This window comes from Cedecea sp. P7760, assembly GCF_013386425.1.
GTDB lineage: Bacteria > Pseudomonadota > Gammaproteobacteria > Enterobacterales > Enterobacteriaceae > Cedecea > Cedecea selenatireducens.
Window position 1 is genome coordinate 57,230 of the sequence record NZ_JACARU010000043.1, and the last position, 23,623, is coordinate 80,852.

Annotated in this window: 19 protein-coding genes and 1 tRNA gene; 5 read left to right on the forward strand and 15 right to left on the reverse strand. The window is 54.9% G+C overall.

Going from position 1 to position 23,623, the window contains the following annotated elements:
• The 8 genes from hflK to nnr all read right to left on the reverse strand — a co-directional run bounded on the left by hflK (position 1) and on the right by nnr (position 9,257).
• On the reverse strand, positions 1-1,260 hold the full coding sequence (gene hflK, locus HX778_RS15370; protein ID WP_038476208.1) for an FtsH protease activity modulator HflK: 1,260 nt from the start codon (positions 1,258-1,260) through the stop codon (positions 1-3).
• Between the two features lie 84 nt (positions 1,261-1,344).
• A complete protein-coding gene (hflX, locus tag HX778_RS15375; protein ID WP_038476211.1) occupies positions 1,345-2,625 on the reverse strand; it encodes a ribosome rescue GTPase HflX in 1,281 nt (426 codons plus the stop codon).
• A 75-nt stretch (positions 2,626-2,700) separates the two neighbouring features.
• Positions 2,701-3,012: an RNA chaperone Hfq gene (gene hfq / locus HX778_RS15380; protein ID WP_038476214.1), complete on the reverse strand. Its 312-nt coding sequence runs from the start codon at positions 3,010-3,012 to the stop codon at positions 2,701-2,703.
• Positions 3,013-3,113: 101 nt separating this feature from the next.
• On the reverse strand, positions 3,114-4,058 hold the full coding sequence (miaA, locus tag HX778_RS15385; protein WP_038476217.1) for a tRNA (adenosine(37)-N6)-dimethylallyltransferase MiaA: 945 nt from the start codon (positions 4,056-4,058) through the stop codon (positions 3,114-3,116).
• Complete coding sequence (gene mutL, locus HX778_RS15390; RefSeq protein WP_038476220.1) at positions 4,051-5,928, reverse strand: DNA mismatch repair endonuclease MutL; 1,878 nt, start codon at positions 5,926-5,928, stop codon at positions 4,051-4,053. Before mutL ends, miaA begins: the two co-directional genes overlap by 8 nt.
• 9 nt (positions 5,929-5,937) lie before the next feature.
• On the reverse strand, positions 5,938-7,266 hold the full coding sequence (gene amiB, locus HX778_RS15395) for an N-acetylmuramoyl-L-alanine amidase AmiB (RefSeq protein WP_176982456.1): 1,329 nt from the start codon (positions 7,264-7,266) through the stop codon (positions 5,938-5,940).
• A gap of 13 nt (positions 7,267-7,279) precedes the next feature.
• Positions 7,280-7,741 (reverse strand): tRNA (adenosine(37)-N6)-threonylcarbamoyltransferase complex ATPase subunit type 1 TsaE, encoded by a 462-nt coding sequence (gene tsaE / locus HX778_RS15400; RefSeq protein ID WP_038476226.1) that lies wholly within the window; start codon positions 7,739-7,741, stop codon positions 7,280-7,282.
• Between the two features lie 4 nt (positions 7,742-7,745).
• Positions 7,746-9,257, reverse strand: a complete 1,512-nt coding sequence (nnr, locus tag HX778_RS15405) for a bifunctional ADP-dependent NAD(P)H-hydrate dehydratase/NAD(P)H-hydrate epimerase (RefSeq protein ID WP_176982457.1) — start codon at positions 9,255-9,257, stop codon at positions 7,746-7,748.
• Here nnr and queG point away from each other — a divergent pair.
• Positions 9,256-10,395: a tRNA epoxyqueuosine(34) reductase QueG gene (queG, locus tag HX778_RS15410; protein ID WP_176982458.1), complete on the forward strand. Its 1,140-nt coding sequence runs from the start codon at positions 9,256-9,258 to the stop codon at positions 10,393-10,395. The genes nnr and queG overlap by 2 nt on opposite strands.
• 272 nt (positions 10,396-10,667) lie before the next feature.
• Here the strand turns inward: queG and HX778_RS15415 are convergent.
• Positions 10,668-10,743: transfer RNA gene (locus HX778_RS15415), tRNA-Gly, on the reverse strand.
• Between the two features lie 185 nt (positions 10,744-10,928).
• Positions 10,929-11,474, reverse strand: a complete 546-nt coding sequence (gene orn, locus HX778_RS15420) for an oligoribonuclease (protein WP_176982459.1) — start codon at positions 11,472-11,474, stop codon at positions 10,929-10,931.
• Positions 11,475-11,587: 113 nt separating this feature from the next.
• Between orn and rsgA the strand changes: the two genes are divergently transcribed.
• The 3 genes from rsgA (at position 11,588) to mscM (ending at position 17,165) form a co-directional block, all read left to right on the forward strand.
• The gene (rsgA, locus tag HX778_RS15425; protein WP_038476238.1) at positions 11,588-12,643 is read left to right on the forward strand and encodes a small ribosomal subunit biogenesis GTPase RsgA; all 1,056 of its coding nucleotides are present in this window, start codon (positions 11,588-11,590) and stop codon (positions 12,641-12,643) included.
• Between the two features lie 78 nt (positions 12,644-12,721).
• The gene (gene asd, locus HX778_RS15430) at positions 12,722-13,681 is read left to right on the forward strand and encodes an archaetidylserine decarboxylase (RefSeq protein WP_176982460.1); all 960 of its coding nucleotides are present in this window, start codon (positions 12,722-12,724) and stop codon (positions 13,679-13,681) included.
• 145 nt (positions 13,682-13,826) lie between these two features.
• Positions 13,827-17,165 carry a miniconductance mechanosensitive channel MscM gene (mscM, locus tag HX778_RS15435; RefSeq protein WP_038476245.1) on the forward strand — a complete coding sequence of 1,113 codons (3,339 nt, stop codon included), beginning with the start codon at positions 13,827-13,829 and terminating at the stop codon, positions 17,163-17,165.
• A gap of 45 nt (positions 17,166-17,210) precedes the next feature.
• On the opposite strand, the gene HX778_RS15440 is transcribed toward mscM, so the two are convergent.
• Complete coding sequence (locus tag HX778_RS15440) at positions 17,211-18,101, reverse strand: LysR family transcriptional regulator (protein ID WP_038476248.1); 891 nt, start codon at positions 18,099-18,101, stop codon at positions 17,211-17,213.
• A 105-nt stretch (positions 18,102-18,206) separates the two neighbouring features.
• Here HX778_RS15440 and HX778_RS15445 point away from each other — a divergent pair, with 105 nt between their 5' ends.
• A complete protein-coding gene (locus HX778_RS15445) occupies positions 18,207-18,908 on the forward strand; it encodes a pirin family protein (protein WP_038476251.1) in 702 nt (233 codons plus the stop codon).
• Between the two features lie 37 nt (positions 18,909-18,945).
• Here HX778_RS15445 and HX778_RS15450 read toward each other — a convergent pair whose 3' ends face one another.
• From HX778_RS15450 to HX778_RS15465, 4 genes are all read right to left on the reverse strand, one after another.
• Entirely contained in the window at positions 18,946-20,253 is a 1,308-nt protein-coding gene (locus HX778_RS15450) for a serine dehydratase subunit alpha family protein (RefSeq protein WP_176982461.1), read from the reverse strand.
• Positions 20,254-20,287: 34 nt separating this feature from the next.
• Complete coding sequence (locus HX778_RS15455) at positions 20,288-21,610, reverse strand: amino acid permease (protein ID WP_038476257.1); 1,323 nt, start codon at positions 21,608-21,610, stop codon at positions 20,288-20,290.
• A 505-nt stretch (positions 21,611-22,115) separates the two neighbouring features.
• The gene (locus HX778_RS15460) at positions 22,116-23,213 is read right to left on the reverse strand and encodes an AAA family ATPase (protein ID WP_176982462.1); all 1,098 of its coding nucleotides are present in this window, start codon (positions 23,211-23,213) and stop codon (positions 22,116-22,118) included.
• 138 nt (positions 23,214-23,351) lie between these two features.
• The coding region (locus HX778_RS15465; protein WP_218167153.1) for a hypothetical protein at positions 23,352-23,623 on the reverse strand (272 nt) is incomplete at its 5' end.

Sequence of the window (23,623 nt, forward strand, 5' to 3'; positions counted from 1 at the left end):
TTATTCACTCCCTACGCGCTGGGTATCGTTGCGCTGTGCGTTAGCACGACGCTGATCCATGATATCGCCGCTCGAGGAGGACGAAGAGGTGCTGGCACTGCTGCCTGAGCTGGACGCTGGCGGCAGGCGCAGCAGGTTGCTCGCTGCGCTGTTATCGCCCTTTGCGGCCGGCTGCTGAGCGCCGCCCTTCAACATCTGATCCAGCGGCAGCACCATCAGGTTGCCACCTTTGTCATTAACCAGCACTTTACGGGTGTGGCTAAGGACTTTTTCCATGGTCTCGATATACAGACGCTCGCGGGTGATTTCCGGTGCGGCTTTATATTCCGGCAACAGTCGGGCAAAGCGAGAAACTTCACCTTCAGCTTCCAGAACGGTCTGCACTTTATAAGCACGAGCCTCTTCCAGAATACGCTGAGCCTGGCCGTTAGCACGCGGCTGTACTTCGTTGGTGTATGCCTCAGCCTCACGGATGTACTGCTGTTCGTTTTCACGAGCAGAGATAGCATCATCAAATGCGGCCTTCACCTCTTCCGGCGGACGCGCCGTCTGGAAGTTGACGTCCAGCAGAGTGATCCCCATGTTGTAAGGCTTGATGGTTTCTTCAAGCTCACGCTGGGTATCGCTACGAATCACGGTACGACCCTCGGTGAGGATCTTATCCATGGTGTACTTGCCGATAACGCCACGCAGCGCGCTGTCGGTGGCCTGACGCAGGCTGTCATCCGCGCTGGTCACGCTAAACAGGTAGCGCTGTGGATCGGTAATGCGGTACTGCACGTTCATCTCAACGCGCACCACGTTTTCATCAGAGGTCAGCATCACGCCGGACGCTGCCAGTTCACGTACCGATTCAACGTTCACCGCCTGAACGCTGTCGATAAAGGTCGGCTTCCAGTTCAGGCCTGGCTCAACCAGGTGGCTGAATTTACCAAAGCGGGTCACAACACCGCGTTCGGCTTCTTTAATGGTATAGAACCCGGTCGCTGCCCAGATAATGACCGCCGCAGCGGCAACGATACCGACCACGCGACCACCAATAGGATTACCCGGTCCCTGCGATGCGTTACCACCGCCGCTACCGCCACTTTTCCGTCCGCCAAGGCCGCCGAGCTTTTTGCTCAGCTTGCGGAAGATATCATCCAGATCAGGTGGACCCTGATCGCGCCCTCCTTTGTTACCCCCAGAGTCGCCGCCAGGCTTGCTGCTTCCCCACGGGTCGCGGTCCTGTCCGTTATTACCGGGCTGATTCCACGCCATGTTTATGCTCCATATTTGTTGTGCGGTGATATCCCCCTAGGGGGAAATAGTCTTCAGGACATTTATGAGCCGACTTTATTGCGTCTAAACGATGTAATCCGCGAGTGCCGGTTCTTGTTTACAAAGGCGACGCCAGTCCACGATAGGCATACGGACTTCTAATCCCACGCAGCCGTCTTCCTCTGTCCACTCTTTTTCTATTGCCTGAAGCTGATAAAAACGGCTCCGTAAACGCCCTGCCTGAGGGGGTAAACGCAGCGTATGCTGCGCAATTTCACCAGACAAACGTTCTGTCAGAGCCTGGAAAAGCAGTGGGACACCGGCACCGGTCTGGGCGGAAAGCCAGACGCGGATCGGCACATTCTCGTCGTTTCTGTCGATACGCGGTTCAAACTCATCCAGCGCATCGATTTTATTCATGACCAACAGAGTTGGGATTTCATCCGCCTCAATCTCTTCCAGTACGGTATCGACTGCTGCAATGTTTTCCTGTATCCGGAAGTCGGCCGCGTCAATCACGTGTAGCAACAGCGTGGCCTGACGAGTCTCCTGCAAAGTGGCTTTAAACGCTGCTACCAAATCATGCGGCAGGTGGCGAATAAAACCGACAGTATCTGCCAGCACGGTTTCGCCCACGTCGGCGACGTCAATACGGCGCAGTGTAGGATCGAGTGTGGCAAATAGCTGATCCGCGGCATAAACATCGGCCGCGGTAATTCTGTTAAATAGCGTGGATTTACCGGCGTTGGTGTAGCCCACCAATGAAATCGTCGGCACATCTGCTTTATTACGTGAACGACGTCCCTGCTCGCGCTGTTTCTCTACGCGCGCTAAGCGCGAGAGAATCAGCATAATACGGTTGCGTAACAGGCGACGGTCCGTCTCGAGTTGGGTTTCACCCGGGCCACGTAAACCAATCCCGCCTTTCTGGCGCTCAAGGTGGGTCCAGCCGCGCACGAGGCGAGTAGCCAGATGGCGGAGCTGAGCCAGCTCAACCTGCAATTTACCTTCATGGGTACGTGCACGTTGGGCAAAAATATCTAAAATTAACCCGGTGCGATCGATAACACGGCACTCGCACAGGGCTTCCAGGTTACGTTCCTGGGCGGGGGATAACGCATGATCAAACAGCACAACCGACGCACCAGTGGCTTTAACAGCCTCGGCAATCTCAACGGCTTTGCCTTCACCAACGAAATACTTTGGGTGCGGGGATTTGCGGCTACCGGTTACCACCTGTAGTGCTTCGACACCGGCTGAAGAGACCAGGGATTCAAACTCCGCGAGGTCCTCCATGTCTTTGTCTTGCGAAAAATAGATGTGAACCAGCACCGCCTGCTCACCGGCATCATAACGGTCAAACAAGCGTATAACCTCTCAAAAAGACCAGCGGGGAACGCAGCTGAACTGGTCCCCCGACCGGGAAAACAGCAAGCGACCTTATTCGGTTTCTTCGCTGTCTTGTTGCGTCGCAGAACCAGCCTGCGCGCTGCCGCCGTGATGGTAGCCGCCAGAACCGCCGGTGCCGGTGTTATTGCTATGATGAGAAACCGGACGAGACGGAACAACGGTAGAAATCGCGTGCTTATAGACCATCTGGCTGACCGTGTTTTTCAACAGGATCACGAACTGATCGAAAGACTCAATTTGCCCTTGCAGCTTAATACCATTCACCAAATAAATAGAAACTGGAACACGTTCACGACGCAGTGCGTTCAAGAACGGATCTTGTAAAGATTGCCCCTTAGCCATTCTATCTTTTCCTTATATGTTTGTTGTTTGTCACTCAAGAGCGATTAGCTCTGAAAAACTGCGTAAAAATTTGCGCACGCTGACGTTTCAATTGTACACATTCACCCATGCTTAGCACTAACAACCTGTAGCACTTCGCTGTATGCCTGTTCCGGTTTTTCACTGTCTAACCAGTGAACCCCTTCCCAGCCACGCAGCCAGGTCATCTGGCGCTTAGCCAACTGACGCGTCGCGCAAATACCTCGATAAACCATCTCATCGTATGAAGTTTCACCGGCCAAATAAGACCACATCTGGCGGTAACCCACGCAACGGATGGAAGGCATCTCCGTATGCAAATCTCCGCGAGCAAAAAGCGCCCGCACTTCTGCTTCAAAACCTGAAGCCAACATCTGATGAAAACGCTGCTCAATTCGCTGATGGAGCAGTTCACGGCTCGCCGGGGCGATGGCGAACTGATGCACCTGATACGGCAGAGCTTCTCCTGACGTTTGCGTCAGTTCCGTTAAAGTTTTACCCGAAATGAAAAAAACTTCCAGTGCCCGGGAAAGCCTTTGCGGATCATTTGGATGAATCCGGGCAGCGGCAACGGGATCAATCTGTTCCAGTTGACGATGCAACGCATCCCATCCTTGCTCTGCCGCCTGTTGCTCTATCTTTGCCCTGACTTCCGGGTCCGCCGACGGGAGCGGCGAAAGCCCCTCTAACAGCGCTTTAAAATAGAGCATTGTGCCGCCGACCAGCAGCGGAATACGCCCGGCGGCGGTAATTTCAGCCATCTCGGCCAGCGCGTCGCGACGAAAATCTGCCGCAGAGTACGCCTGAGCCGGGTCAAGCAGGTCCAGCAGCCTGTGCGGCGCCAGGGCTTGCTCTTGTTCCGTTGGCTTAGCGGTACCTACATCCATCCCTCGATAGATGAGGGCCGAATCCACGCTTATCAACTCTACCGGCAAAGTTTTACGCAAATTAATGGCAAGTGCCGTCTTACCTGAGGCCGTGGGCCCCATTAAAAAAATTGCCTGTGGCTGTTTTTTATCTTCAGTCATCTTTCAGGGCGTTCATCGCCATTTGTAAATCAACAGGTTGCAGCAAACCGCCGGGCGGAGATTTCACCAGCTGCGGGCAGAGACGTTCAACGTCCGCCAGCAGCGCAATCGCCTGAGACTGGCTCCAGTGTTCATGATCGCTCGCCAAATGGCGGGCAATCCACAGAGTCAGCTGGCCCGGGGAGACATCTGCCTGTTGCGCCAGGTATCCTGGCAGTTCGTGAATCAAGATTTGTAAATTTTGTTTGCGTAAAGGTAAAGGTACCGTGCGAATTGTTATCTGCCGTGCATCGGTATCAAATTCAATACCCATTTCTTTCAAAAGCGACTGATATTTAACCAATACATCGTGTTCTTCGCGACTGACTTTCAGACGAAGCGGGATCAACAGCGGCTGAGCCCTAAGCCCTTCACTGCCCGGTGCCAGTTGAGCCTGTTTTAGCCACCGCTCGGCCACCACCAGCGAAAGCAGAGAAAGTTTGCCCTGCCGCTCAAGCAAGGCCTTATCCGGCGGCAAAACCGTTAATACCCGGCCAAAACTTTGCGAGTGGCCTTCAAGCGCTGGCGGCTCTTCAGCCCGGGCTGCAGGTGCAGGTTCTACTTCTGGAGTATCCAACAGCTGGCGATACAGCGCGCCTTGCTGCTTCTGGTAGCCCGGTGCGGCATGAGGCCAAAGCGGCGTTCCTCCCGTCTCACCGGCGCGGCCGCCGCCAGAAGGCGATGGCGAAGCCTGGCGCGGCGGCGCTTCACGTGGCTCACGCGGGGCGGCTGGCGTTGCAAACTGGTTACGCCCGGCAGCGACACGATTTTCCGGCTGCCAGCGTTCAGCTGGCGTATCCGCCGTTTCCTCCAGCGCCAGCGCGTTCTCACCCTGCTGTTGAAGCACGCTGATCACGCCCTGGTAGATAAAGTCATGCACCAGACGCGACTGGTGGAAGCGAACCTCGTGCTTGGCCGGATGAACGTTAACGTCCACCTGATGCGGATCAATCTCCAGGTACAGCACAAACGCAGGTTGCTGATCCACGCCCAGTTTGTCTTCACAGGCCTGGCGGATGGCATGGTTAATTAAGCGGTCGCGCATCATGCGTCCGTTAACGTAACAATACTGGATCTCAGCTAATGCAGAAGTGGTTGCTGTTGGCTCAGCGACCCAGCCGCGCAGCGTTAAATCGCCGTGCTGCCACTCAATCGCCAACGCCTGCTCAAGAAACGGTGTGCCGCAAATAGCGCCAAGCCGACGCTCACGCTGGCCACCCTCCGGCACCGCACGGTATTGGCGAATCATTTTACCGTTATGGTTGAGCGTAATAGAAACGTCGAAGCGCGCCAGCGCGATACGGCGTACCACTTCATCAATATGGTTGAATTCGGTTTTTTCGGTGCGCATAAACTTACGGCGCGCAGGCGTGTTGTAAAACAGGTCGAGGACTTCAAGCGTTGTCCCGACCGGATGCGCGGCTGGTTTGACCGTCACATCCTGGTCGCGCCCTTCGGCATAGGCCTGCCAGGCTTCGTTTTGTTCCGCCGTACGCGACGTCAGAGTCAAACGGGAAACTGAGCTGATACTTGCCAACGCTTCACCGCGGAAGCCGAGGCTGATAATGGCCTCAAGGTCATCCAGCGAGGCGATTTTACTGGTGGCATGGCGAGCCAGCGCCAGCGCCAGCTCCTCCTGTTTAATACCGCAGCCGTTATCGCGAATACGGATAAGCTTTGCGCCACCGCGCTCGATATCGATATCAATCCGCGTGGCGCCGGCATCAAGGCTGTTCTCAACCAGCTCCTTCACTACCGACGCAGGACGCTCTACAACCTCGCCAGCGGCGATCTGGTTCGCAAGCTGCGGCGGCAGAACCTGAATCGGCATGTTATCTCCTTAGTTAGTGGCTGCGACCTGCTGAGGCGACCCCTGCAGGGTGCGGGCAGTTTGCTCATTCGATGGCGCAGACTGCAGCGGATGCTCACGGAAGTAGTTGCGCAGCCCCTCATAAATAGCCTGCGCTATTTGCTGCTGGTAATTGTCGCTGCCCAAAAGGCGCTCTTCGGAACTGTTACTGATAAAGCCCGTTTCAACCAACAGCGAAGGGATATCTGGCGAACGCAATACGCCGAGGCTCGCGTGCTCAGGGCGGCGTTTATGCAGAGAGCCTACCCGCTGAAGCTGCGCCAGCACTTTGGTCGCCACATCATACCCGACTCGCTGGGAATGGCCGAACTGCAAATCCAGCACCGCCTGACTTAAGTAAGGATCGGCCTGGCTGTTTGCCAGCACGTCTCCCGCACCACCCAGTAATTCAGACTGCTTTTCATGCTGCTCAAGCCAGCCCGCCATTTCACTGTTTGCGCGGCGGTTAGAAAGCACCCAAACGGACGCCCCGGTAGCATCGCGATTCGGCGCGGCATCCGCATGAATCGATACCAGCAGGTTCGCATTCTGCTTACGCGCCACGTCGGAACGCCCCATTACCGAGATAAAATAATCGCCATCGCGGGTCAACACGCCCCGGAACATCGGATCGTCGTTCAGCAAAGCTTTCAGCTTGCGGGCGATAGAGATAGTGACGTTCTTTTCCTGAGTACCACCGGGGCCAATCGCGCCGGGGTCCTGACCGCCGTGACCGGCATCAATAGCCACCACAACGGTATCTGACGGGCCGCTATTTTTCACGCGAGCCGCCGGGCGAGTTACTGTATTGGACCCTACCACGCCGGTAACCTGCTGAGGTTTAAAGGGATTGCGAGCCGGACCGGGAGCCTGGACAGGCGGAGCAGGTTCAACTCGTTTGGCGACAACCGGCGGTGGAGGCGGCGGCGGCGCATCAGCGTTAATCGTAAAGATGACGGTATAATTAGCCCCGTTTTGCTGCTTTACGGCGCGGGTTTTGCCGGGCTGGGTTAAATCAACGACCAGGCGTAAAGATTGATCGTCTTTTGGCTGCCCGGAGCTGATGCTTTTCACCAGGTTGTTACCGCTAAACTGCAGCGGCAGCCCGCGAATCACACCGCTTTGCTTAATATCCAGCGCGACGCTTCGCTTGCTGTCCTGCGAAAAGGTGTATTCCGGGTCGCCCATAAAACTGAAGGTGATACGCGCCTGATTCTCACCGTTAGAAACCTGAATATCCGACAGCGCGGCCGCCCCCGCCTGCGCGCAGCACAGCAGCAGGAATCCGGCCATCAACCAACCTTTCACGCGATAGATCATCCCGTCATCCTTGCTATTTGGCTAACCGCGCCAGTAACGCTTCACCAGATGATGAAACGGCAGCAATGCGCGCTTCACGCCCTTGCGCCTCGTAGCTCAGGTGAATTTCGACATCCGGATCGGGGAGCACACCTGTCCCCTGCTGCGGCCATTCCACCAGGCAAATCGCGTCATTGGTGAAGTAGTCACGGATCCCCATAAACTCAAGCTCTTCCGGGTCTGCCAGGCGATATAAATCAAAGTGATAGACCATCAGGCTATCAAGCTGATACGGCTCGACCAGCGTATATGTTGGGCTTTTAACGTTGCCTTTATGCCCCAGCGCCTGCAAGAAACCGCGGCTAAAGGTGGTTTTACCCGCCCCGAGGTCGCCATAAAGGTAAATAACCGTCGCGCCTTCACAGGCCAGCGCCAGGCGCTTGCCCAGCTCCAAAGTTGCCGCTTCTTCAGGTAATGCAATAACTCGATTCATCATGGCTTCAGGTATTCAAATCCGGGTTAACAAACAGGTAAAGCGTTGAAAGCAGGTCGCTCGCCAGCATACCGCGCGTGCCTCGCTGGCGGGCTAAAACATCAGCCGCCGCGCCGTGAGCCACGCAGCCTGCACAGGCAGCATCATAAGGGGTAAGCTTCTGTGCCAGCAATGCGGCAATGATCCCCGACAGCACATCCCCCATTCCACCGCTTCCCATCCCGGCGTTACCCACGTCGATAATGCCCAACCGATCGTGGCTGGCGACCAGCGTGCCGGCACCTTTTAAGACCACGGTTCCGCCATAACGTTTAGCCAAACGCCTTACAGCAAGTAAGCGGTCACTCTCAATTTGTGACACAGCGCAATTAAGCAGCCTTGCCGCTTCGCCAGGATGAGGCGTAATCACGCGATTCTGACGTTTATCCGGGTTGATTGCCAGAAGGTTAAGCGCGTCCGCGTCCCAAAGCATCGGTTTGCGGCTGTTTTCAACTTTCTGCAGCGCCTTCTTGCCCCATTCCTGCTGCCCGAGCCCGGGGCCAATCGCCACCACATCCGCCCATTCAAGCGATTCATCAAGCGATTGCGGAGTCAGTTCGTGAACCATTAGCTCGGGGCAAGCGGTAAGCAACGGGGCAACGTTTTCCGCACGGGTTAATACCCGAACCAGGCCAGCCCCGGCACGCAACGCAGCCTCACCGGCCATGCGAATGGCTCCCGCTGTACCGCTGTCGCCGCCAATCAGCACCAGCCGCCCGTTATCCCCTTTATGCGACGTAGGCCGCCTCGGTTTGATCCAGTCGGCAAGCTGCTGGACATCAAATCGGGAAATAGGCGCTTCCTGCGCATCTAACCAGGACTCAAGCCCTAATGCGGAAAAATGGAGCCTGCCAACAACATCCCGCGCCTTACCCGTTAGCAGCCCCGGCTTGAGAGCGATAAAAGTCACAGTATCCGCAGCCTGAACCACCGCTCCGGGCACGGCACCGGTATCGGCCTGCAGCCCGGAAGGAATATCCATTGCCACGACCGACGCAGGATGCTCGTTCATCTGCTTGATAAGCTGAGCGATATTTTCGCGCGGGGCGCTGTTTAAGCCAATGCCCAGCAAGGCATCGACAATTAAATCAACGTCAGCGGGCCAGACTGTATCGGGATCGTGCGGAACGCCGCCTGCATTGAGCCATGCCTCGCGGGCCTGACCCGCCTCTTCGGGTAAGGGCTTATCGCTTTCGACAGCCAGCAACGTCACCTGAAGGCCAGCGGCCTGAGCCAGGCGGGCCACAACATAGCCGTCACCGCCGTTATTCCCATGCCCGCAGGCGATTAGCCAATGGCGAGCTTGAGGATAACGCGTGCGGGCGATCTGAAATGCGGCTTCGCCGGCACGCTGCATCAGCTCATAAAGCGTGATGCCCAGGCTGTCTGCCGCGTCCCTTTCGGCTTTACGCAGCCAGTCCGCCGGCCAGACCGAATGTGGTATACTTTTGCCGTACTTTTTCAGGTTATGGTCCGTCATGTCACAGCCCCTCGATTACAATCAGTTAGCGCAAAGCATTAAACAGTGGGGCAAGGATCTTGGCTTCCAGCAGGTCGGTATTACCGATACCGATCTCACCGCCAGCGAGCCACAACTGCAGGACTGGCTCGATAAGCAATATCACGGCGAAATGGACTGGATGGCCCGGCACGGCATGATGCGCGCCCGACCACACGAACTGATGCCCGGTACGCTCAGGGTCATTAGCGTTCGCATGAACTACCTTCCGACCAACGCTGCTTTCGCCTCAACGCTGAAAAATCCGCAGTTGGGTTATGTCAGCCGCTATGCGCTGGGCCGTGATTATCACAAAGTCTTGCGTAACCGCTTAAAAAAGCTGGGGGAAATGATTCAGTCCCACTGCTCCACGCTGAATTTTAGACCTTTTGTCGACTCAGCGCCGCTTCTTGAGCGCCCGCTGGCGGAAAAAGCCGGGCTCGGCTGGACAGGTAAGCACTCACTTATCCTCAATCGCGAGGCCGGCTCGTTCTTCTTCCTCGGCGAACTGCTGGTCGATATTCCGCTGCCGATTGACGCTCCCGTTGAAGAGGGCTGCGGCCGCTGCGTAGCCTGCATGACAATTTGCCCGACTAACGCCATCGTCGAACCTTATACGGTGGACGCGCGGCGCTGTATCTCCTACCTGACGATTGAGCTTGAAGGCGCAATCCCGGAAGAATTCAGGCCGCTTATTGGCAACCGTATCTACGGCTGCGACGACTGCCAGCTTATCTGCCCGTGGAATCGCTACTCGCAGCTAAGCGAGGAAGATGATTTTAGCCCGCGCAAGGCGCTTCACTCGCCACCCCTGACCGAGCTGTTCGCCTGGACCGAGCAGCACTTCCTGCGAGTCACCGAAGGTTCCGCGATTCGCCGTATTGGGCATCTTCGCTGGCTGCGTAATATTGCCGTCGCACTGGGCAATGCCCCCTGGAATGAAGCTAACCTGACCGCACTTGAGCAGAGAAAAGGTGAGCACCCACTTCTGGACGAGCATATTGAATGGGCGATTGCGCAACAATTAGCCAGACGAAGCGAGCAGGCCGTAGAGGTTCAGTTGCCGAAGAAACAGCGGCTGGTGAGAGTGATCGAGAAGGGGCTTCCACGCGACGCATGATATGTCCACAGCGTGTGCATAAAATTCAAAAACGCGTTGTCATTCAAGCGTCAAAATTTCTGCAAGCATTACATTAATATTTCGAAATTAAATTAAATCGTTAATTATCAACAAATTAAAATATTGATGTAATAAATATTACATTTGTAGAAGACGAGCGAAGAGACAGACGCCTGTGGATAAGTCTGTTTATAGACGTATTACAAAACGGCAAAATACCATCACCAACGCCTGCTGAGCGCTGTGGATAATTTTTACTTGAAAGGAAAATTTGGAGCGGGAAACGAGACTCGAACTCGCGACCCCGACCTTGGCAAGGTCGTGCTCTACCAACTGAGCTATTCCCGCTCTGTGTAACGCTGCAAATTCTGCATCGGTACGGGAGGCGCATTATACGAGAATTCGTTTTTGTCGCAAGCCCTCAAACGTTTTTTTTCGCGTTTTTTGTCTGACTGCTGGTTAAACCATCAAGATGATTATTTTATCGTCTGAAATGGCTAATTCCCCCTCACCTTTCGATGAGGGGACTGTTTTTAAAGCTTAATAAAATTCTCACGGTAGTAGGCAAGCTCCGCCACGGACTCGCGGATATCGTCCATCGCCTGGTGAGTTCCCTGCTTTTTAAAGCCCGGCAGAATTTCCGGCTTCCAGCGGCGCGCCAGCTCTTTCAGCGTGCTCACATCGAGGTAACGATAATGGAAGTAGGCTTCCAGCTCGGGCATGTACTTAAACAGGAAGCGACGATCCTGCCCGATGCTGTTCCCGCAAATTGGGGAAGTGTTCGCCGGCACCCACTGCTGCAGAAACTCAATCGTCGCAAGCTCCGCCGCGCGATCGTCAAGCTGACTTGCCTTCACGCGCTCAACCAGGCCACTGGCGGTATGGGTACGAACGTTCCAGTCGTCCATCAACCCCAGCTGTTCATCGGACTGGTGTACCGCAATGGTCGGCCCTTCTGCCAGAATGTTCAGGTTGGCATCGGTCACCAGGGTAGCAATCTCAATAATGCGATCCCGCTCGGGATCCAGACCGGTCATTTCTAAATCAATCCAAATCAGATTGTTTTCGTTTCCACTCATGCTATTTTCCACCCTTCTTGTGCGTCGCCCACCCTTGACGATGGGTTAATTCGTATAAAATAGTGTGTATCATAGAGGTTTTGCCCACCAGGGGCGACCAGGAGCCAGTACGCTTGAGCAAAAATAAACTCTCCAAAGGACAACAGCGCCGCGTCAACGCAAACCACCAGCGTCGTCTGACAAAAACCGTGGAGAAAGCCGACTACGACGATGCCCAGTTTGGTGAACCGCGCGAAGGCACGGTAATCAGCCGCTTTGGCCAGCATGCAGACGTCGAGTCGCATGAAGGCACGGTACACCGCTGCAACATTCGTCGCACCATTCGTTCGCTGGTCACCGGCGACAAGGTAGTCTGGCGCTTAGCGAAAGAGGCCGCAGAAGGCGTCTCTAAAAAAGGGATCGTGGAGGCCGTACACGAGCGCACCTCCGTACTGACCCGTCCAGACTTTTACGATGGCGTAAAGCCGATTGCGGCAAACATCGACCAGATAATCATCGTTTCGGCTATCCTGCCGGAGCTGTCGCTGAACATTATCGACCGTTACCTCGTAGCCTGCGAAACCCTCGACGTTGAGCCGCTGCTGGTACTGAACAAAACTGACCTGCTGGATGATGAAGGCCGCGCCTTCGTTAACGAGCAGATGGATATCTACCGCAAAATTGGCTATCGCGTGCTGATGGTCTCCAGCTACAAGGCGGAAGGGCTAAAAGATCTTGAGGCCGAGCTGGTTGGCCGTATCAGCATCTTCGCCGGCCAGTCAGGCGTGGGTAAATCAAGCCTGCTGAACAACCTGCTGGGCTTCACTGAAAAACAGATCCTGGTAAACGACGTTTCCGACGTTTCCGGCCTCGGTCAGCACACCACCACCGCCTCTCGCCTCTATCACTTCCCAGGCGGCGGCGACGTGATTGACTCCCCAGGCGTGCGTGAGTTTGGTCTTTGGCACCTGGAACCTGAACAAATCACCCACGGATTTGTCGAATTCCATGACTATTTAGGCCGTTGTAAATATCGCGACTGCCGTCACGACAACGATCCAGGCTGCGCCCTGCGTGAGGCCGTGGAGAAAGGCGAGATAGCCGAAACACGTTTTGAAAATTACCACCGTATTCTGGAAAGCATGGCGCAGGTAAAAACGCGTAAAAGCTTTTCTGATACTGACAACTGACAATTAAGCTGGGCATCGCTAGAATCGCCCCTTTTCTGTATCGGCCCACCTATCAGGGCATTTAGCCAGGAGGCTATTTTGTTAGACAACATTAAACTTTCGCTCCAGTACCTTCTGCCAAAACTGTGGCTGACTCGCCTGGCAGGCTGGGGCGCAAGCAAACGTGCTGGCTGGCTGACCAAGCTGGTCATCGATTTGTTCGTCAAGTACTACAAAGTAGACATGAACGAGGCGCAGAAGCCGGACACCGCAGCTTACCGCACCTTCAACGACTTCTTTGTGCGTCCGCTTCGCGATGACGTTCGCCCGATGAACACCGATCCGAGCGTGCTGGTCATGCCTGCCGACGGAGTGATAAGCCAGCTGGGCCGCATCGAAGAAGACAAAATCCTGCAGGCGAAAGGCCATAACTACAGCCTGGAAGCGCTGCTGGCGGGTAACTACCTGATGGCCGATCTGTTCCGTAACGGCAGTTTCGCCACGACTTACCTTTCTCCACGCGACTATCACCGCGTGCATATGCCGTGTAACGGTATTCTGCGCGAAATGATTTATGTGCCAGGCGATCTGTTCTCCGTGAATCACCTGACCGCGCAAAACGTGCCTAACCTTTTTGCCCGTAACGAACGCGTTATCTGCCTGTTCGACACAGAGTTTGGTCCAATGGCACAAATTCTGGTTGGTGCTACCATTGTTGGCAGCATCGAAACCGTCTGGGCCGGGACTATCACCCCACCGCGTGAGGGCGTTATCAAACGCTGGACCTGGCCTGCCGGTGAAAGCGAAGGCGCTGTGGCACTGCTGAAGGGTCAGGAAATGGGCCGCTTCAAGCTGGGCTCCACGGTGATTAACCTGTTTGCACCGGGCAAAGTAAACCTGGTCGAGCAGCTGAAAAGCCTGTCAGCAACGAAAATCGGTGAACCTCTGGCCATTTCTACCGAGCCTGTTATTGAGCCTGAAGTGCCGGTGAGCGAAATCCCTGCCGACGTTCTGGAAACCGAAGCAGACGTACCGGAAGCGCCAAAAACCGCAGAATAATGTCGAAGAACAGGCGACTGGCAACCCAGAAGCCTGAAAGACAACAGCACTTAACCATGAAAATCAACCCATTGATTTTCAGCTGAAACCTCAAAGAGGGAAACCGTGCTTTCCCTCTTTTCCAGCAACGTTATAGGTAACTGACGTGCGCCTGATTATCACTTTCCTGATGGCCTGGTGCCTCAGCCTGGGGGCGTATGCAGCAACAGCGCCCGATGCAAAACAAATCTCGCAGGAACTGGAGCAGGCTAAGGCCGCCAAAAACACGCCAAACCAGGCGGAAATTGTGGAAGCTCTCCAGTCGGCGCTGAACGCGTTAGATGAACGCAAAGCCTCGCTTGAACGCGCCGAACAATACCAGCAAGTCATTGATAACTTCCCTAAGCTGTCGCAAACCCTGCGCAAACAGCTGACCAACCTGCGCGATGAACCTGAAGAAGTGCCGCCGGGCATGAGCAGCGACGCGTTAAACCAGGAGATTTTGCAGGTCAGCAGCCAGCTGCTGGACAAAAGCCGACTTGCCCAGCAGGAGCAGGAAAGAACCCGCGACATCAGCGACTCGCTAAGCCAGCTCCCTCAACAGCAAACGGATACTCGCCGGCAGCTCAACGACATTGAACGTCGTGCGGGCTCTCAGCAAAGTGGCAGCACGCCTCTGGCCCAGGCCCAGCACTTCCTGCTGCAGGCTGAATCCGCCCGCCTGAAGGCTCAGGTGGATGAACTCGAACTGGCTCAGCTTTCCGCTAACAACCGCCAGGAGCTTGCGCGCATGCGCGCCGAGCTGGCGCAAAAGCAGAGTACGCAGCTGGATGCCTACCTCCAGGCTCTGAGAAACCAGCTCAACAGCCAGCGCCAGCGTGAAGCGGAACAGGCGCTGGAAAGCACCGAGCTGCTGGCGGAAACCAGCGCTAACCTGCCGCCAGAAATATTCGAGCAGTTCAAAAATAACCGCGAACTCTCTCAGGCACTCAATCAACAGGCCCAGCGCATGGACCTGGTGGCCTCTCAGCAACGTCAGGCCAATAACCAGACGCTGCAGGTCCGCCAGGCGCTCAATACGCTGCGAGAGCAGTCCCAATGGCTGGGCGTCTCGAACGTGCTGGGTGAAGCACTGCGCGCCCAGGTTGCCCGCCTGCCGGACATGCCAAAGCCGCAGCAGCTGGACACCGAGCTGGCTCAGCTGCGCGTAGAGCGCCTGCACTATGAAGATTTGCTCAATAAACACGCCCAGCTACGCCAGGTTCGCCAGGCTGACGGCAGCCCGCTGACCGCCGAGCAAAATAAGATCCTGCAGGCGCAGCTTCGCACCCAACGTGAGCTGCTGAACTCGCTGCTGCAGGGCGGCGATACCCTGATTCTCGAGTTAACCAAGCTGAAAGTGGCGAACAGCCAGCTTGAAGACGCGCTGAAAGAAGTGAATGAAGCGACCCACCGCTACCTGTTCTGGACGTCTGACGTCAGCCCAATAGGCATCAGTTGGCCGCTGGAAATCGTGCAAGATCTGCGGCGTCTGGTGTCGCTGGATACCTTTAGCCAGTTGGGTAAAGCCGCGATCATGATGGTAACCAGCAAAGAAACGCTGCTGCCGCTCTTCGGCGCGCTGATTCTGGTTGGGTTTAGCATTAGCTCGCGCCGTCACTTCACTGCCTTCCTCGAGCGCTCCAGCGCCAAAGTCGGAAAAGTAACGCAGGACCACTTCCGCCTGACGCTACGCACCGTGTTCTGGTCGATTCTGGTCGCCTCTCCGCTCCCCGTGCTGTGGGCAACGCTGGGTTATGGTTTGCAGGAAGCGTGGCCTTACCCCATCGCGGTGGCGATAGGCGACGGCGTTACCGCTACGGTGCCTCTACTTTGGGGGGTGATGATCTGCGCGACGTTCGCACGCCCTACCGGGCTGTTTGTGGTGCATTTTGGCTGGCCGCGCGAGCGCGTAGGGCGGGCCATGCGCTACTACATCATGAGCATAGGCCTGATTGTGCCGCTGATCATGGCGCTGATTATGTTCGACAATCTCAACGACCGGGAATTTTCAGCCTCGTTGGGCAGGCTTTGCTTCATCATGATTTGCGGCGCGTTGGCTATCGTCACGCTCAGCCTTAAACGTGCCGGGCTACCGCTCTATCTCGACAAGCAGGGCGATGGTGACAACATCGTGAACACCATTCTGTGGAACCTGCTGCTCTGTGCTCCGTTGATGGCTATCCTGGCGGCTATCGTCGGCTATCTGATGACGGCTCAGGCGCTGCTGGCACGTCTGGAAACCTCCGTAGCCATCTGGTTCCTGCTGCTGGTGATTTATCACATCATCCGCCGCTGGATGCTTATCCAGCGCCGCCGTCTGGCCTTTGACCGCGCTAAACACCGCCGGGCTGAAATCCTTGCCCAACGAGCGCGTGGGGAAGAAGATACGGCGCATGCTAACAGCACCGAAGGCTCGGTAGAAACCGTGGACGAGCCGGAAGTCGATCTCGATACCATCAGCGCCCAGTCTTTGCGCCTGGTCCGCTCAATTCTGATGCTTATTGCCCTGCTGTCGGTGATTTTTCTGTGGTCCGAAATCCACTCGGCGTTTGGCTTCCTCGGTAACATCACGCTGTGGGACGTCACCTCCACTGTTCAGGGTGTGGAAAGCATCGAACCGATTACGCTTGGCGCGGTACTGATTGCCATTCTGGTGCTGATTATTACCACGCAGCTGGTGCGTAACTTACCGGCGCTGCTGGAGCTGGCCATTCTTCAACACCTGAACTTAACGCCAGGCACCGGCTATGCCATTACCACCATCACCAAATATCTGCTGCTGCTGATTGGCGGGCTGGTGGGCTTCTCGATGATCGGGATTGAGTGGTCCAAGCTGCAGTGGCTGGTAGCCGCACTCAGCGTGGGGTTGGGCTTCGGTTTACAGCAAATCTTCGCCAACTTCGTCTCTGGCCTGATTATTCTGTTCGAGAAGCCGATACGCATCGGCGACACGGTGACCATCCGTGACCTGACGGGCACCATCACGCGAATCAACACCCGTGCGACCACCATCAGCGACTGGGACCGAAAAGAAATCATCGTTCCGAACCAGGCATTTATTACCGAGCAGTTTATCAACTGGTCGCTTTCGGACTCGGTCACGCGTGTGGTGCTCACCATTCCGGCCCCGTCAGAAGCGAATACGGAAGAGGTCACCAAAGTCCTGCTGGAAGCCGCGCACCGCTGCACGCTGGTGCTCGATACGCCGCAGCCGGAAGCATTCCTGGTCGATCTCCAGCAGGGTATCCAGGTCTTCGAACTGCGTATTCACGCGGCGGAGATGGGCCACCGAATGCCGCTGCGCCACGAAATCCACCAGCTGATTCTGCAGGGCTTCCGCGAGCACAACATCGAGATGCCGTTCCCACCGTTCCAGATGCGTCTGGAAAGCCTCAGCGGGCAGCGTAGCAGTAAGACGATTAAATCCGCGGGCAGAGCCGCCAGAACGCCTGGCAGCCTGTAATTTCATGGAAGGAAAAAAACGCGTTGGCAAAACCAACGCGTTTTTTTATTTCAGCAGTTTAGGCAACTCACGCAGGCACCAGGCTTTGGCCTCGCCCATGCTGTCGCGTCGCCACGCCATAATGATATCAATCTCGTTGGTGTACTCCGGGCTAACCACCCGCAGGCGGCCTTCGGCAATATCCTGCTCTACCAATGGGTAGGGCATCGTCGCTACGCCAAGCCCGGCCAGCAGCGCCAGCCTTTTCTCTTCGATAGAACTCACCGTCAGGCGCGGCTGTTTGTCCAGCAGTCGGACCGTTAGCACCGGCCTTTCACGAGCGGTGTCGGCTACCGCCACGCCACGGTATTTCACGCGGGTCACTTCAGACAGCGGCTCCGGTTCCTGATGAATAGGATGATCCGGGGCGGCAACATACACGCTCATCACTTTGTACAGCTTGCGGGAGTTAATTTCCGACGAGCTGCGGAAGTGCATATCCGGCGCAATGACAATATCCGCCCTTCCCTGCTCAAGCCGTTCCCAGGCCCCGGCCAGCACCTCGGTAAAAATAGACAGCTGGGTGTCAGCCTTAGCGGCCAGCTTGTCGACCAGCGGGAACAATTTTTCCGTCGGCACCAGCGCTTCGGTAACGATGGTCAGGTTTGCTTCCCAGCCCCGCGCCAGCGCTTCAGCATCGGTCGTCAGCTTATCAGCAGCCTCCAGCAGTACCCGCCCTCGCTCCAGCAGCATACGCCCCACGTTGGTGAATTTGGTGCGATGGCCCGAACGGTCAAATAGCACAACATCCAGTTCTTCTTCTAATTTTTGCATGGTGTAGCTAAGCGCTGACGGCACGCGCCCCAGCTCGTCGGCAGCGGCGGCAAAACTGCCCCGCCTGTCGATTGCATCCATGACCCTTAACGCTTCCAGCGTCAACGCCCTTTCTTTCGCCATTTCGTTCTCATTCAGGAAATTTGAACATACCGAGCAGATTAACTGGCTAACAATGCAGCGCCCAGACCCTTAACATGGGTTTAGTGTAAAGAGAGGTCAAGAATTATGATTACGACAAGAACAGCCAAACAGTGTGGTAAAGCTGACTACGGATGGCTGCAGGCTCGCTACACCTTTTCTTTTGGACATTACTTCGACCCGAAACTGCTGGGCTACGCCTCCCTGCGCGTGCTCAACCAGGAAGTCCTGGCGCCCGGCGCATCGTTTCAGCCGCGCGGCTACCCAAAGGTAGACATCCTCAACCTGATTCTGGAAGGGGAAGCGGAATACCGCGACAGCGAAGGCAACCATGTCCAGGCCAGCGCAGGCGAAGTTCTGCTGCTATCGACCCAGCCCGGCATCAGCTATAGCGAGCACAACATCAGCAAAGAGAAATCACTGACGCGGATGCAGCTGTGGCTGGACGCCTGTCCGGAGAGTGAAAATCCGCTGGTGCAAAAGGTCCCGCTGAAAGGAGCATCGCATCAGCTAATTGCCTCGCCGGACGGCAGCAGTAACAGCCTGCAGCTGCGCCAGCAGGTATGGATCCATCATATTGAGATGGAAAAAGGCGAACAGCTAAACTTCCAGCTCCATGGCCCGCGTGCCTACCTGCAGTCGATTCACGGCACGGTACACGCGGTGACATCGTCCGAAGAGAAGGAAGGGTTAACCTGCGGCGACGGCGCGTTTATTCGAGATGAAGCGAAAATCACGTTGGTGGCAGATACGCCGCTGCGTGCGCTGCTGATTGATTTGCCGGTTTAAACTCTCCCCGACGTGATGTCGGGGATGAGCCCGTTAGTCAGGCTGTTTTATTAGCCATAATGTCAATAATCTGGCGGTCGGTTGCCTGCATTGACCGGCTTGCCAGAGCACAAAGATTACTGATGGATTTTTCAATATCCTGATCCACGATCCCTTCGTTACCCGTGACCGCCGTATTATCCAGAGCCATCAGAACGGCTTTCCATGCAGAAGAAACGCTGGTTGAAACCTTCATCGCGCAGCTATTGGAAGCGCCATCGCAAATCATGCCGCTGACGTCCCCAATCATCGAGCTAATCGCCATCGTAATACTCCGGTAGCTTCCGTCAATCAGCCACAACATGCCCGCCGCCGCCCCCATTGCGGCCGTCGTCGCCGCGCAAAGTGCTGATAAAGTTGGCAGCTGATGGTGAATGTAAATAGCCGTCAAATGCGACAGAATAAGCGCCCGGGTTAGCTGCTCCTCACTGCTTCCAAGGTGTTCAGCCACGACCACAACCGGCATCGTGGCCGCAATGCCCTGGTTACCCGACCCAGAGTTACTCATTGCCGGCAAACAGGCGCCGCCCATGCGGGCATCCGAGGCGGCAGACGTTCGGATGATAATATCCGTGAACAGATCTTTCGCCAGCAGCCCCCGCGCTCTCTGGCGCTGCAAAGTTGCACCGATGTGAAGACCATACGGGGCCCGCAGTCCTTCATGGGAAAGGGCGTTATTCAGCAAGGCCGCATCCCGAATAAAACCGATGCTCTCGACGGGGACATTCCCGGCAAACTCAACAATTTGCGACAGCGTAAATTTGGCCAGATCGCAGCAGGATTCAGCATCATCAGTTCGGGGTTCATGGCTGCGGTCAAACAGCACTTTTCCCTGTTTCTCAACGCGAACCACCCTGCTATGCCCACCAGCAATGGTGACGGTAGCAAACGCATTAGCCGTAAAAACCGTGGCGCTGGCGTAGAGGATTTCGTCGCAAGGCTCACAAATTGAGACGGAGACTCGCCCATTCGCCAGCAGCAACTTACCGGCGGCAATAGACGCGACCGAAGCGCTTTTCAACACTTCAAGCCCGGCCTGCGGATTGCCCCCCAAGGCACCAACTGCGGCAGCAATCGGCAACCCAACCATACCTGTTCCGGGTACCGTCACCCCCATCCCATTTTTCATCAGATTGGGGGAGACCTTCGCCACAATACGCTCCACGTTGCCCTCCAGGTGCGAAGCCGCCAGGGCGCTGGCCAGCGCCAGCGAAATGGGTTCAGTGCAGCCTACCGCAGGCCTCACATTTTGTTTTACCGCCCGGATTAATTCGGCCCACGCCGGGTTTAATTCTGGATTTAACATATTTATACCTTAAGTCCTTACTGCAACCTGGCCATCAGGAGAACGCCAGGAAAGGAGAAACACAAAGCAATAGCCCGGTAATAATAATAATAATCAGAGATACCCCTTTATATTTATGCAGCGCCGGGACTTTATAAACCAGCCATGCAGGGATCAAACACCCGACCATGCCAAATATTGGGCTACATATTGAGGTAAAACTTAACACGGGTGCATTCAGAACAATCGCACTCCAGGAAAGCAAAATTGCAAAGATCATAATGCCGTATTGCACCAGTCGCTCATTAATTTTCTCAGCGGCAATTTTACGGCGTAATATATTAATCACGATACCCTGCGTTGCTTCACGAAACCCGAGATAAACCCCAAAGAATGCGGTCATTACCGCAAAAATATTTAATATAACGCCGACGACAGTAACCCATGAACCAGACCCACCATTAATAAACTGGGCGGCAATCGCTAATGCTGAAATATTTTGTTCATAGGCTTTTACCGCTTCATCGTGCCCCATCGCCAAAGTAAACGACACCGCATAGAAAAATACCGTGACAAACAAAATCCCAAAGGCAATATTCATCGCTCGTAATGCTTTATGGCGAGCGACCTCACGAGATTTTTCTCGCGATCTGTACGAGATAACCATCGGGCTCAGCGTCTGAATAAACAGAATAGAAGTCAGGGTAAAGGGCAACGTGATGATGGCATTCTTGATAAGCAACCCCAGCGGAGGCAACGAACCCGCGTTATAGAGATGCCAAAGGCCAATCATTGATACACCCAGCGCCGCCACAACCAGAAGTTTAGTCATCACCATCAAGCTGGAAACTTTAAACAGCAGCCGCTCACCGCGCGAAGATATCGCCACCAGCACACAAATCAGTATCAGGCCATAAAATGGGTTATCTGAAAGTAACTCGTCCGTTACGCCAAAGGTATGCAGATAAGAAGCGCTGTCATTAGTAATGGCGGTAGCGTAAACAAACATCCAGATAACCAACATAATGAAATAAAGCGCCCCTAACAATACCCCCCAGTTTTTCCCAAGATAACCGCTGATCACGCTTGGGTAGTCTTTACATTCCGGGGATTCGGCAAGGGTATTAATAAACAACCGCTGGAATAAATACATCGCGGGGTAACCTACAATGGAAGAAAGCAGGAAAACCCACAATCCCATTAATCCAACCTGAACGGGTAAAAAAACGATCCCCGCACCAATCGCCATACCAATACTCATTATTATCCAGCCAATGTCGTTACTATCCAGCTTTATTGCATCCTGCCATTCACGTTCGGTCATTCCGGCACGACGAGCAGCCGGTGAGGTCGCCAGAGGGGCGATTATTGTTTCCATTTAATATTTCTCTTAATGTAGGATTTAATCGTTATTTTAAATAAAGCAATAATTCCCCGGGCGATGAGATACCGGGGCGAACAATTGGCAGGTCTTTTTTATAATAAAACAATGATAGCGCGCTAAAGAGAGAAAAAACTTGCAACTATGCAGGATAAAAAGACGCCAAAGAGAAAATTATTCTCCTGTAAGCATGAAATTATGTTGTTTTTTACTTCTCATCAGCAAGTTAGGGGAATAATTAATTACCCGGAGGTATTAAAAATAAGTATCACGTTGTTTTATATTGATTTTTATACATCAGATTTTTCAAGGCAAATTCACCTTTTCGCCATCGGTGTGAAGTAGCGCAAAAAATGCAGTGAATGGCTTGTTAAGCAGGCCAGAGACAAAAATGATGAAGTTCACACGGTTAGCCGCTTTTAGCATATCTCTCTGATTATTGTTGCAGCCAGGTTACCGCAAAGCAGATTTCACCAAAGCAGGCGCTGAGGCACAGAACGGCTCATAAAAGCCGGTTTACCCGCGTCTCGCCCTGCTCAATCCCCAGCTCATACAATGTAAATGCCGTGTGCTTTTCAATGAGCTTAGCCAGCTCCGGCGAGTGGCTGGTCAGCCAGATTTGCGTGTAACGACTCGCCTCGGCTATCAGCCGCGCCAGCGCCGGAAGCATTTGTGGATGTAGGCTGTTTTCAGGTTCATTGAGAGCGATAAACTGCGGAGGCCTCGGGCTAAGCAGCGCCACCGTCAGGCACAGAAAACGCAGCGTTCCATCAGAAAATTCAGCGGCCTCCAGAGGCCGGTTAATCCCCAGTCGGTTCATCATCATCTGGAAGCGCCCGCCGGTGTTATCGCAGAAAAACGTACACTCCGGGAAGGCCTCATCCAGCACGGTAAACATCAGCTCGCTGTCGCCAATCTCAACGATCGTCTGAAACGCGGCGGCCAGGTTTAAACCATCGCCGGAAAGCACCGGGCTGCGGTAACCCACCTGAGGCAATCTGAGCCCTGCCCCTTTGGAAATGTCGAACTCGTGGTAAAAGCGCCAGTTTCGCAACGTCTCCCTGGCACTTGAAACTTCCGGGTACAGATGCGGCTCGCCAAGCTGGCCAAAGAGGGACTCATTTTCATACAGCGTGGCGGCATGGGTGACCTTTTCGCCGTTGACGTTATTGAGGAAAACCGTCTGATTACGGCGCTGCATTACCGATGACGATGGGCGGCGCCGGTAGCCACTGAGCCAGATTTGCTCCTCTTTGACGATAGGATCGAGGCCAAACATCGTCGGGTACGGAAGCGGTTCGGGAAACCCAACCTGCAGCTCATATTCGAACGTTTCGGTTTCTACCGCCAGCGTTAACCTGCGCGGCGCGCTGGCGTAGCCTCGGGCTCTATCGCCGGCCCACATGGCCTTCTGGATCCCACCTTCGTCGGAAAGCCAGTGGGACAGCTGCCCGGTACCCGCCCCGTGGATCAGATGAATCGCCTTATAGATGTTCGATTTACCGCATCCGTTCGGCCCAAACACCACGTTCAGCCTTCCTAAATCAATAGAAAGCTTGCGCACCGAACGATAGTTGTCGATATACAGGGATTTGATCATGATTATTCGCCGCCGTGAAACTTGATGCCCATTATGGCAAATACATGCCGAAGCACACCAGTTTACCGCCTGTCGATTAAAGCGATCCCAGAGCGACCAGCACATCAAAGATCAACACCACGGCGATCGTGCCGATCGCTATTTTTCTGCCAGCGAGATCTTCCTGTCCGGATCCGGCCAATACGCCCTGACGATAACCTGGCTATCGCCGACGTTATCCGTAAAAGCTTCCGCGATAACAAAATCGATCATCTCGAAGGCGTAAGCCTGCACGATCCAGCGCTGGCGATAGAGCAGGCCGAAGCATTCGGTTTCGAACATCTGGACGGTAGCCTCGGCAACACCGGTCCCAACAGCTGCGATATCTGTATGCTCAAAACGCTGAAATAATCTTTTTAAAAGTAAAACGC